Consider the following 12,555-nt stretch of genomic DNA (forward strand, 5'->3'; position numbering starts at 1 on the left):
TGCGCCGCAAGATCAGGGAAATCACGGGCTTGTGCGAAACTGCGCCACCCAACAACTACGGAGTGACGGAATGCCGCGGATCAGGAAGGGCTACGCCGAGGGCCGCTGGGGCCAGATTCACTATATGGAGTGCGGCCACGAGGGCGGCCATGAGGGCGGCAAGGGGCTACCGCTGCTGTTGCTGCACCAGTCGCCGACCGACAGCGTTCAGTTTGCCCGTGTCATGCAGCCGCTGGCGGCGCGCGGCATCCACGCGATCGCCATCGACCTGCCAGGCTTCGGCGGCTCGGATACCCCTTCGGCACCACCGACCGTTGCCGACTATGCGCATATCGTCCCGGCGGTGCTCGACCAGCTCGGCATCACGACCGCCAGCGCGCTCGGCCACCATACCGGCGCCGTAATCGTGACGGAGGCGGCCCTGCAGTTTGCCCCACGTGTCAATAAAGTGGTCCTCAACGGGCCGTTGCCGATGAGCGACGAAGAGCGGGCCATGTGGCGGCAGCTGCTGGCCCGCGAGAAGGACTGGAACCTGCGCTGGGATGGCAGCCATCTCGGCGAACTGTGGAATTTCCGCTTCGGGGCACAGCCGGAATGGACGGATCTGGAAGCCTTTCACGCCAATTTCATCCACGGCCTGCTGGCGGGCAGGACTGTCTGGTACGCGCACGATGCCGTGATGACCTACAAGCATGAAGAAGCCATGCAGCGCCTCCAGCAACCCTGCCTGATCCTCGCCAATACGGGCGATGCGATCTACAGTTTTTCACAGCGGGCGCGGCAGCTTTACCCGCATTTTTCCTGGGCTGAGCTGCAGGGCGGTACCATCGATATCATCGATGAGCAGCCGGAGGCCTGGAGCGATCTGGTTGCGGGTTTCGTGAAGGGCTGAGCGCATGGAACAGGGCTTGCTGCGAGTGCTAAGACCGCCGGTTTGCGAGATTAACGATCGGTCAGAATTATTTTCCATTATGTAATCTAGGGGTATTCCCTTAGGCGGATTATCCTGTACATTCCGTAACCAAGAAGGTCCAAGCCAAACCGGGCGTGAGTCCGGGGCGGAAAGCCGCGAGTCTTGCTCTCCGTACCAACCAAGAAAGTGGTGCGAGAGTGGTAATAGGGGAAGACAGTCGGGCCGCCCTTCGAAAACACAAGCAATAGTCTTGTAATTCGAAACCTCTGGAGGATATCTAGAATGAAGAAAGTATTAGCAGCAGTTGCCCTGATGGGCGTAGCCGTTGGTGCCCAGGCAGCAACTGCCACGCTCACCGGCGTAACCAGCTACAGCAAGAGCGGCACCTCGGTCTGGACCATTAACAGCGCCGGCACCTGGGATCTGAACACCGGTACCGGTGTCGCCACCCAGACGGGCGGAACCTTGAACATGACCGCCAAAGTCGGCGCGACCCCGCTGATGTCGCACACCATGACCAGTGGCGTGCTCAGCTCCGGTACCGCAACGGCGGCCTCATGGGCCTGCGTTGAAGGTGTCTTTGGTGGCATCGTTGGCGCACACATCTGCGGCAACTACAACTTTGGTGCCAACTTCACCAACGAGAGCACCGTTGGCAACTCCGGTACTGCGACCACGGTTACGCTCGGTGGTGATGACGTTTCCCTCGGCGCTCCGCAGAGCCTGGCCAATTCATACAGCGGCCTGGCCCTGACGAGCCTCGGCGGCGGCAACTGGAAGCTCAGCAACGGTGTTGTTGGCGTCGGTGGTTATGACTTCACCTTCAACGTCGCCGTTGTTCCGGTCCCGGCAGCTGTCTGGCTGTTTGGTTCCGCTCTCGGCCTGATGGGCGTGGCGCGTCGCCGTGCCGCAGCCTGATTAGTTAACTAATCAAGTTACGGCGGTTTCAACAGAAACCGGGAAAACCCCGCCCAGTGCGGGGTTTTTCTTTTGCAGCTCTGCTAGATTTCCGCCGCATGACCGCCATCTCTCGCCAGACCATGCCAGCCGCGGGCCGGTTTTTCGTACCCGGACTGTTTGTCGTCGCGCTGTGCGGTCTACTGCTGCTGTTCCGGGATGGCGTCGAGCTGATGATCCGCAGCTGGTTTACGGTTCAGCACAGCCATGGCCTGGTGATTCTGGCTCTGGTCATCTATCTGCTCGTCTGGCGTGTTACGGATCGGCCCACCCGTGTTGCCAGTGATCGTGCAGCCTGCGCCTGGACCGGCGGGCTGCTGCTCACCGGCATGGCACTGCTGATCATCGGTGAGTTGAGCGCGCTCTATACCTTCAGCCAGCTCGGCTTCATCGTGGCATTGTGGGGACTGCTGCTGTCGGTGAGCGGTCCTGGCCGGCTGCGCCAGCTGTGGTTGCCGCTGTTGTGTCTTTTTTTTCTGGTGCCCTTGCCGCAGTTCCTGGGCAATCGGCTGATATCCCTGTTGCAACTGATTGCGACGCTGCCCGGTGTGCTGCTGATTCGCGTCGCGGGTTTCGCGGTATTTGTCGGCGGCAATATTGTCGATGTCGGTGTTTACCAGATCCGGGTTGTCGAGGCCTGCAGCAGTGTACTGCTGGTCGTGCCCTTGCTGAGCGTTGCGGTGCCTTCTGCTGTCCTGTATTGCAGTCACTGGTGGCAGCGCGGTGTGCTGTTGCTGTCCGCCGTGCTGATTCCGGTTCTGGTTGGCAGTTTGCGTCTGGCGGTAGCCGGCCTGCTGGCCGGCTACCGTGGCGCGGGACTTGCCGACGGGTTTCTGCAAGCATCGGCTGGCCTGCCGCTCTATCTGGTTTGTGCCGGGTTGTTCGCGCTGCTGCTTGTGACGTATGCCCGTGGCAAGCGACGGGCTGCTGCAGATTCGGCCCCGGCATCGCCGGTCGCGGCCGGTCGCATCAAGTCCACCCGGCCGCTGTGGACGGCTGTCTTGCTGGTGGGATCGTCGCTGGTGGCTTCGCAGCTCCTCGCTTTCCCGGCATTGCAGTATCCGGTGCGGCAGCTATTGGCCGGTTTTCCCCGTCAGCTGGATGACTGGACGGGCCGCGAAGCCGAGGTTGATCCTGCCGAGGTTGCAGCGCTGAAGCTCAGCGACCAGGCTGCATTGTTCTATGAACGCCCGAAAGATTCGTATCCGGTTTCTCTATGGATAGCATGGTATGACATGCAGGTCACGGGGGCTTCCACACATTCTCCAATGGCTTGCTTGCCGGGATCCGGATGGCGTGTAGAGGCGCTGGATGATTATCCGATACCGGGCGCAGGGCAGAACGGATCCGCCCTGCACGTGCGCCGGGCGATTATCGCGTTGGGCGAGGAGCAACAACTTGTTTATTACTGGTATGTGCAGCGCGGCCGCAATCTGACCAACGAATATCTTGTCAAGTGGTACATCCTCCGCGACAGCCTGCTCCTGAAGCGCAGCGATGGAGCACTCATTCGCCTGACCACCCGGATCAGTGATACGGCCGGGGTTTCCGATGCCGAGGCCCGGTTGACGGGCTTTGCACGGGCTATCGCACCGGTACTCGGTGACTATGTTCCGGGCAGGGACGCCGTGCTGCGCCAGCCATTACTGAACAACCCGTAACATCACTGCGCTGCCAGACCCGGCAGAATGGATTTTCCCTGCAGGAGAACTCTGTGATTTTGACGCGAACGATATTTGCTGCTGTCGTACTGGCCTTGCTCGTTGCCTGTGCCTCCCCGGAGGAAAAGGCGGCAGCCTATGTCGCCAAGGCACAAGAACTCTACGATGCGGGCGAATATGAGCCGGCCGCGCTCGAGGCGAGAAACGCAGTACAGGTGGAGCCGAAGAACGCCAAGGCGCGATACCTGATGGCGCTCATTGCCGAACACAAGGAAGACTACAAGGGGATGTTCGGTCACCTGATGGTGGCCGTGGATGCGGATCCGGCCAATATCGAGGCGCGGCTCAAGCTGGGCATGGTCTTCGTTGCAATCGGTGACTGGGATAGTGCGGCTGAACAGAGCGATGCTCTGCTCAAGCTCGCACCCGAGGATGCACGTGTCGTGCTGCTGCAGGCGCGCATCGATCTGCAGAATGGCAACCTGAGCGCCGGTCGTGCGGGGCTGGAAAAATCCATACAGCTGGACCCGTCCAACAGCGATCCGGTGCTGATCCTGGGTGCGCTGGAAGCTGCCGACAATCCGGACCGGGGTCTGGCGATTCTCGATGCAGGGATTGCGCGAATGCCGGCCGCGAAGGCAAAAGCGCTGCGTGAGCAGCGCGTCCTGATACTTGCCCAGGACAACCGCATCAAGGAGGTTGAGGAAGGACTGCAGGCGCTGATGCGGGACTATCCGGATGAGAGCAGCTATCCGGGCCAGTTGGCGCGGATGTACGCGGGGCAGGGCCGGCTGGATGATGCCGACAAGGTATATCAGCGACTCGTCGAGCTTGATCCGGCGGATGCGAAACGGCGCATCGACTACGTCGGGTTTCTGGTCGGCCAGCAGCAGGGCGAGAAGGCAGAGAAGTTTCTGCAGGCTTCCATCACGGCCTACCCGGACGCCGATGCGCTGCGTCTGGCACTGGGCAGCCTGTATGAGGCCAGCGCACGCCCGGACGATGCAAAGGCGGCCTATCAGGCGCTGGCCAAGCACAGCCCGAAGAGCGTTGATGGTGTCAAGGGCCGCATCCGTATCGCCGTGATCGAGTCGACGGCCAAAAACGATGCGGCGGCGATGAAAGTTGTCGATGATCTGCTGGTCGATATTCCCGATGAGCCGACGGCGCTGCTGCTGCGGGCGGGTTCCCGGCTGAAGAGCGGCGAGACCGATGAAGCGATTGCCGATTTGCGCCTGGTCACTCGCAAGGAACCGGAAAATGTCACGGCGATGTTGCTGTTGGCGGAGGCACACAAGACCAAGAACGAGCCAGCGGTCGCGAAGGATGTCTACCGGCAGGTACTGAAGATTCAGCCGGACTCCGCGGTTGCACTGCCTGAACTGGTCAAGCTGTATGTCGCCGCGGAAGAATATGCTGAAGGCGAACAACTGTTGGTTGATCGTCTCAAGGTTCGCCCGGACGATGTTGTGGCTTCGCGCGCGCTGGTCGACCTGTTCCTGGCGCAAGGCAAGAAAGACGAAGCAGCCGCGGAGGCGCGGCGCATGGCGGCGCTGCCTGGCCAGGGTGGTCTCGGCGAGTTGTCAGTGGGCCGCGTGCTGGCTGAACAGCAGGATTACGCTGCGGCGGCAGAGGCGTTTCGCAAGTCCATGGCGATGGGTGCCGGGAACGATCCGCTGGCCATCGAGGGCCTGGTGCGTTCGCTCAATGCGGCCGGCAAGCGGCAGGAGGCCGTTGCGTTGCTGAACCAGTTGAAGGCTGGTTCGGGCAAGGACAACAGTGTATTCAGTGACTTGCTGCTGGCCGATATCTATGGCCAGAGCGGCGACCGGGCAGAAGCCGAAAAAGCCCTGGAAGCTGCGATCAAGAGCCGCCCCGACATCGCCGATGGATATCTGCAACTCGCCAGGCTCTACGCGGGCGATCCGGCTGCGCAGATCCGGATCTACGAGCGTGGCATGAAGGCACTGCCCGGCAATGCCTATATCGGGTTGCCGCTGGCCGTCGCACTGGAGGAGGCCGGCCAGTTCGAGGCGATGATCAGCTCGCTGGAATCGCTGTACAAGAACAATCCCGGCATTCCACAGGTCGTCAACAATCTGGCCATGGCGATTCTCGATCATCGCAGCGATGCAGCGAGCTATCAGCGGGCGCTGGAACTGGCCAGAAAGATCGAGTCGTCGAATGATCCGCTGCTGCTAGATACCGTCGGCTGGGCCTACCACCGGGCTGGCGAATTTGCCCAGGCCGCGAGCGTCCTGGAACGCGTGGTCGCCAAGGATGATCGGGTACCGGTCTATCACTATCACCTGGGTATGGCCTATCTCGCCATGAACAACCAGGCCGGCGCCCGACAGCAGCTGAAACAGGCGGTTGCAGGTGATGCGCAGTACGCCGGCATCGACGAAGCTCGTGCGGCGCTCGCCAGGCTCGGCGAGTCGGCGCCGGACAAGACGGCTGCCGCGACGCCGTGAATCTGAGAACCGTCCGGCAGAGCGCGGCCTGCTGATTATGGATAATTTCGCCCGGTACCCCGCACTAAATGGTTAGCTGATATCGCCATGACCCAAGCATCTGCCGACGCAGCCGGGCCCGCACGGTCACCTCGTGTAGCGCCGGCGGGGCTGTTCAATCTGGCGATCATCGCGGTGGTCGCGATGTGTCTGCTGGTGACCTACTCCGACGCCATCGACCGGATGCTCGTACGCTGGGGCGCCGACGAGTACAACCACGCCTACATGATCCCCTTTGTGGCCTTCTACCTGTTCTGGTTGCGGGCGAAGGATCTCGACTCACTGGACCCCGTTGGCTCGTGGCTGGGGGTGGGCTGTCTGGGGGTCGGCCTGGTACTGCAAGTGCTTGGTGCCCTGAGCGCCGTCTTCGAAATTTCCCAGTACGGTCTGATCATCTCCATCTGGGGCGTAGCGGTTGCAGCAGCGGGCCTGCGTGGTGTGACCGTGCTCTGGGTGCCACTCGTTTATCTGCTCTTCATGGTGCCGCTGCCCAACTTCCTGGAGGCGCGGCTGACGGCCGGCCTGCAGTTGCTGTCCTCGCAGATCGGCGTGGCGGTGATCCGTGGTGCCGGCTTGAGCGTGTTTCTTGAAGGCAACGTGATTGATCTCGGCAGCTACAAGCTGCAGGTGGCGGAGGCCTGCAGCGGCATGCGCTACCTGTTCCCGCTGATGAGCTTCGGTTTCCTGTGTGCCGTACTGATGCGCGGACGCTGGTGGCAACGCGGCATCCTGTTTTTGTCCACCATTCCGATCACGATCCTCATGAACAGCTTCCGGATCGGGGTGATCGGCATTCTCGTCAATTACTACGGCATCGAGCAGGCAGAAGGCTTTCTGCATGACTTCGAAGGCTGGGTCATCTTCATGAGCTGCGTCCTGATCCTCTTTGCCGAGATCTGGGTCTTTGCGCGCATGGAGAAGCAGAAGTTTCTGCAGATCTTCGGCCTGGATATTCCGTCGCTGCCGGACTTGCTGAAACTGAATGGCCGGGTACGGCCAAATGCTCCGGTACTCGTCAGTACGGCAGTGCTGGTCGTGGCGGGTGTCGCCGCGTTGACCGTCTCTCGTCCGGCACCCCACATTCCGGTACATGCGCCGCTCTATACCTTCCCGATGCAGGTCGGTGACTGGGAGGGTCGCGATGCGCCGGTCGATCAGCTGTCTCTCGATACGCTCAGGGTTGCTGACTACCTGATGTCGGTGTTCACCCGGTCAGGCGACCCGTCGCCGGTTGGCATGTGGATCGCCTATTACGATACCCAGGTGCAGGGCGTGTCGGCACATTCGCCGCGGGCCTGCCTGCCGGGGGGCGGATGGCAAATCGAGACGATTGGCGAATATGAGGTCCCGAATGTTCACCCGGACGGCAGTGCGCAGCGCGTCAATCGCGTGGTCATCTCCATGGGCGAGCAACGCCAGCTGGTCTATTACTGGTTTGCCCAACGCGGCCGTACAGTGACCAACGAGTTTCTGGTCAAGTGGTACATCTTCCTGGACGGCTTGACCAAGAACCGGACCGACGGCGCACTGGTGCGCGTCACCACCGGTGTCGGTGACGTTGCGGACCTGCCTGCGGCAGACGCCCGTCTGCAGGCATTCGTGCACGATATGGATCCGAAGCTCAGCTATTACTTGCCAGGGGCATCTGTGCCGTTCAAGACTGCAACGCCATGACGCGACCTGTGGTCCATCTCGTTGCGGCGGCGCGCCCGAACTTCATGAAAGTGGCACCGCTCTGGCATGCGCTGGTGGCGGACCAGACCTTCGATCCGCGGCTCATACATACCGGCCAGCACTACGATGCCAACATGTCCGATGCTTTTTTCAGCGATCTGCGCCTGCCGGAACCGCATCATCACCTCGGCGTGGGCAGTGGCAGCCATGCGGAGCAGACCGCCCGCGTGATGTTGAGCTATGAGCCGGTGGCGCTGGCTGAACGCCCGGCCTGGACCATCGTGGCGGGTGACGTGAATTCGACGGCGGCTGTGGCGATGGTCTGCGCAAAGCTTGGTATCCGGATCGTGCACCTCGAAGCAGGTCTGCGCAGCTTCGACCGCAGCATGCCTGAAGAACTCAATCGTCTGGTCACCGATGTGCTTGCCGATCTGCTCTGGACACCATCGCCGGACGGCGATGAGAATCTGCACAATGAGGGCATCCCTGCATCTCGCATCGAGCGCGTTGGCAACATCATGCTCGACTCCTATGAGCTGCTGCGCGGGCAGATCGAGGCTGATGGAACGGTCAGGCGACTGGGCCTGACGCCGCAACGCTACGCGGTGGTAACCCTGCATCGGCCGTCGAATGTCGATGACAGTGCCACGCTGGCCACGCTGGTTGACGAACTGCAGAAGGTCGCGGCCCGTTTGCCGCTGGTATTTCCCGTACATCCGCGTACGCTGAAGAATCTGCGCGAGTTTGGTCTGTATGAGCGGCTGGCAGCGACGCCCGGTGTGCAGCTCTGCGAGCCCGTGGGCTATGTGCAATTCATGAGCCTGGTCAGCAGTGCGTCGATGGCGATTACCGACTCGGGGGGCGTGCAGGAAGAAACGACCTATCTCGGCATTCCGTGCCTGACGCTCCGGCCAAATACCGAGCGCCCGGTTACGGTGACCAAAGGTACCAACCGGCTGCTGAAGCCGGATATGCTGATGACCGAAGTCTCCCGCGTGCTGGATGGCGACTGGCCACAGGGCCGTCGGCCTGATCTGTGGGACGGAAAAACGGCGGGTCGGTGTGTGGCGAGTTTGAAGAGGCTGGATCGCGGCTGAAGCCGCTCCCACAAAGAGGGTTTGGTGTGAAGTACGGAAAATATCTGGCTGGACTGGTTGCGGTGCTGCTGCTGGTGGCGTGTGCTTCGCCGGAGGAGCGTGCCGCCGAGTATCTGGCCAAGGCGCAGGCTTTCTATGACGAAGGCGAGTACGTCAAGGCCAAACTGGAGGCACAGAACGCGGCCCAGGTTGAACCGAAGAATTCCAAAGCCCGCTATCTGCTGGCGCTCGTTGCCGAGAAGGACGAGAAATACCAGGAGATGTTCGGTCACCTGATGGTGGCTGTGGACGGCGACCCGAACAATATTGAAGCGCGCATCAAGCTCGGTACGCTGTATTTTCTCGGCCAGGCCTGGGATGAGGCTGCCAAGCAGGCGACCGAACTGCTGAAGATGGCGCCAAACGATGCCCGGGTTCACCTGCTGCAGGCGCGTGTACTGGTGCAGAAGGGCGATCGCGACGGCGGTATCGCCGAGATCGACAAGTCGCTGGCGCTCGATCCGGATTACGCCGATGCGATCATCCTGAAAGCCGCCGCCGACTCGATGGAGAGCCTTGACGAGGGCCTGAAGACCCTCGACACCGCCATCGCCCGGTTGCCGGCCGAGAAGAGCCGGCCGCTGCGCGAGCTGCGCGTGATCATGCTCTCTCAAGCGAAGCGCCTCGACCAGGTCGAGACGAGCCTGCAGTCGCTGGCGGCGGATTTCCCCAAGGAGCAGTCCTACCAGTTTCAGCTGGCCCAGTTCTATACCAGCCAGGGCCGCGTTGACGATGCCGAGAAGCTGTTGAAGGGACTCACCGAGCGTGATCCGACCGACACAGACAAACAGCTCGGCTATGTGCAGTTCCTCGCCACCCAGCGCGACCAGGACAAGGCCGAGGCCGCGTTGCGCGAGTTCATCAACCAGAATCCGGATGCCGACAAGTTGCGGCTGGCGCTCGGCCAGTTGCTGGAAACCCGCGAGCGTCCGGAGGATGCGAAGCTTGCCTATCAGGGCCTGGCGGAGCGCAGCCCGAAGAGCGTTGAAGGTCTGAAAGCGCGTAGCCGCATCGTGGCGATCGAGATTCGTGCCGGTCATCTCGATGTGGCTGCAAAGCTGATAGAAAAAATTCTCGTGGATGCACCGGATGATCCGGGTGCGCTGCTGTTCCGCGCCGGACTGCGTTTCCAGGACAAGAAGTACGACGATGCGATTGCGGATCTGCGTCTGGTGCTGCGCAAGGAGGCCGACAATGAGCGGGCGCTGTTGCTGCTCGGGCAGGCCTATGCGCAGAAGGGCGACCTTACGCTGGCGAAAGACACCTATCGCCGTGTGCTTGAGGTGGATGCCAAGTCCGAGGAGGGTCTGCAGCAACTGGCTGTGCTGCATGCGATGGCCGGAGAATTTCCGGAAGCTGAAGAACTGTTGCGGAAGCTGGTTGCGCTGAAGCCTGATGATGCACTGGCGTCCGGGCGGCTGGTTGAAGTCCTGATGGCGCAGGGACAGAGCGAGAAGGCCGAAGCCGAGGCGCGGCGTCTCGCCGCCTTGTCCGGTCAGGAGGGCGTTGGCGATTTCTCGCTGGGCCGTGTGCTCGCGCAAAAGAAGGACTACAGCGGGGCTGCCGAGGCGTTCAGGAAATCAGCCGCAGCGCGCAAGAACGATCCCTTGCCGCTGGAGGGCCTGGTGCGCTCGTTGCTAGCTGCCGGCAAGCCGGATGATGCGATTGCGGTGCTGAACAAGGAACTCAACAATACCGAAAACGAGCTGTTTGCGAAGTTCCTGCTGGGCGGGATCTACGGCGGGCAGGGTGAGCCGGACAAGGCGGTGTCCTATCTGGAGGAAGTGGTTGCGAAGAAACCGGATTCCGTCGTTGCCTGGCAATCGCTGGCCGGCACGTATCGCAACGATATCAATGCCCGCATCAAGGTTTATGAGCGCGGCCTCAAGGCCAACCCGAACAACGTGGAGTTGACCATGCTGCTGGGCACTGAACTGGAGCGGGCCACGCGGCGCGACGATGCCATCAAACTCTATGAAAACCTGCTGAAAGCCAGTCCCGACGTCGAGCCGGCCACGAATAATCTGGCCGCGCTGCTGCTCGACTATCGCACGGACAAAGCGAGCATGGTGCGGGCCCTCGAACTGGCGAAGAAACTGGAAAAATCGGATAACCCGGCGGTACTCGACACGCTCGGCTGGGCGCACTATCGGAACGGGCAGTATGCCGAGGCGGTCGGCGTGCTGGAGCGTGTGGTCGCGAAAGCCGGGCAGTATCCGATATTCCACTACCACCTCGGCATGGCCTACCTTGCTTCAGGCAACAAGGTAGGCGCGAAGCAGGAGCTGAAGCGCGCCGTAGACGAGGCCCAGTCCGACTATCCCGGCCTGGAGGAAGCCCGCGCGGCGCTGAAGAAGCTGTAAGAGCGGCCGCAGGGGCGGCTTCAGTCGCGATTCCCGGCTACAATTGCATGGGATCGCGGCTGAAGCCGCTCCCACAGCTTTTTTTTGCATGGAAGAGCACCGATGTCCGGCCCCCTGACAGGCGTACGCATACTTGAAATCACCGCAGTCGTGCTCGGTCCGTGGGCCTGTCAGATGCTCGCCGACATGGGTGCCGAAGTCATCAAGATCGAGCCGCCTTATGGCGACAGCAACCGTTCGCTCGGCGCCTACCGCAACAAGGGCATGGCGGCGCTCTACCTGACCTGCAACCGCAACAAGCGCAGCATCGTGCTTGATCTCAAGCAGCCAGCGGCCGTAGCCGCGGCGCTGAAACTGGCGAAGAATGTCGATGTGGTCATACACAACAACCGCCCGCAGGTGATGACCAAGCTTGGCCTCGACTATGCAGCCTTCAAGGCCGTGAATCCGAAGATCATCTATTGCGGTACCTACGGTTACGGTGCGGCAGGCCCCTATGGCACGCGGGGCGCGCTGGATGATTCCATCCAGGCGGTCAGCGGCATCGCAATGCTCAACGAGATGGTGCTCGGCGAGCCGCGCTATCTGCCGACCATCGTCGCCGACAAGACCACGGCGATGCAGGTGGTCTCGGCGGTAACCGCCGCGCTCTACAGCCGCGAGCGCACCGGCAATGGTCAGGAAATCGAAGTGCCGATGTTCGAGACCATGGTGTATTACACGATGGCCGAGCACCTGTGGGGCATGGCTTTCGAGCCGCAGATCGGCGGGCCAGGCTACACGCGCCTGATGAGTCATCACCGCAAGCCGTACAAGACCAAGGACGGCTACATCGCGATCCTGCCGTACCTCGACGCTCACTGGGAAGTGTTCTGCAAGCTGAGCGGCCACGAAGAGCTGATCACCGACGCGCGTTTCACCACGCTGTCGAAGCGGGTGGCGAATATCGACGACACCTACCAGGAAACCGCGAGAATCATGCTCACGCGGACCACGGCAGAGTGGCTGGAGATGTTCAGCAAGACCAGCGTGCCGACCAACATGGTGAACACGCTGCAGGGGCTGAAGGATGATCCGCACCTCAATGCGGTTGGTTTCTGGCAGGAAGTCGATCATCCGACCGAAGGCCGCCTGCGCATGACGCGTTATCCGGTGACCTTCTCCGAAACGCCGGCCAGCGTGCGGCGCCTGCAGCCGCGACTCGGCGAGCACACCGTCGAAGTCCTGCGCGAAGCCGGCCTCGCCGAGGCCGATATCCAGGTGATGCTGGGTACAAAAGCTGCGGTAGGAGCGTCGGTAGGAGCGGCTTCAGCCGCGATTCTTCCGGCAGGGGGAAAG

At 61.6% G+C, this 12,555-nt stretch carries 8 protein-coding genes and 1 riboswitch; all 8 genes read left to right on the plus strand.

Annotation, left to right across the window (positions count from 1 at the left end):
• Positions 1 to 70 precede the first annotated feature (70 nt).
• Entirely contained in the window at positions 71 to 892 is an 822-nt protein-coding gene (locus H6979_10730; GenBank protein MCP5140322.1) for an alpha/beta fold hydrolase, read from the plus strand.
• Positions 893 to 1,025: 133 nt separating this feature from the next.
• Positions 1,026 to 1,143: riboswitch (cyclic di-GMP riboswitch) on the plus strand.
• Positions 1,144 to 1,195: 52 nt separating this feature from the next.
• Complete coding sequence (locus tag H6979_10735) at positions 1,196 to 1,831, plus strand: hypothetical protein (protein ID MCP5140323.1); 636 nt, start codon at positions 1,196 to 1,198, stop codon at positions 1,829 to 1,831.
• Between the two features lie 98 nt (positions 1,832 to 1,929).
• Entirely contained in the window at positions 1,930 to 3,531 is a 1,602-nt protein-coding gene (gene epsI, locus H6979_10740; protein MCP5140324.1) for an EpsI family protein, read from the plus strand.
• Positions 3,532 to 3,590: 59 nt separating this feature from the next.
• Complete coding sequence (locus tag H6979_10745) at positions 3,591 to 6,005, plus strand: tetratricopeptide repeat protein (protein MCP5140325.1); 2,415 nt, start codon at positions 3,591 to 3,593, stop codon at positions 6,003 to 6,005.
• An 87-nt stretch (positions 6,006 to 6,092) separates the two neighbouring features.
• The gene (gene xrtD, locus H6979_10750) at positions 6,093 to 7,718 is read left to right on the plus strand and encodes a VPLPA-CTERM-specific exosortase XrtD (GenBank protein MCP5140326.1); all 1,626 of its coding nucleotides are present in this window, start codon (positions 6,093 to 6,095) and stop codon (positions 7,716 to 7,718) included.
• Positions 7,715 to 8,815, plus strand: a complete 1,101-nt coding sequence (gene wecB, locus H6979_10755; protein ID MCP5140327.1) for a UDP-N-acetylglucosamine 2-epimerase (non-hydrolyzing) — start codon at positions 7,715 to 7,717, stop codon at positions 8,813 to 8,815. The genes xrtD and wecB overlap by 4 nt, the downstream gene beginning before the upstream one ends.
• A 26-nt stretch (positions 8,816 to 8,841) precedes the next feature.
• On the plus strand, positions 8,842 to 11,217 hold the full coding sequence (locus tag H6979_10760; protein MCP5140328.1) for a tetratricopeptide repeat protein: 2,376 nt from the start codon (positions 8,842 to 8,844) through the stop codon (positions 11,215 to 11,217).
• A 102-nt stretch (positions 11,218 to 11,319) separates the two neighbouring features.
• A partial coding sequence (locus H6979_10765) for a CoA transferase (GenBank protein MCP5140329.1) occupies positions 11,320 to 12,555 on the plus strand: 1,236 nt, incomplete at its 3' end.

This window comes from Chromatiales bacterium (assembly GCA_024234935.1).
Lineage (GTDB): Bacteria > Pseudomonadota > Gammaproteobacteria > Steroidobacterales.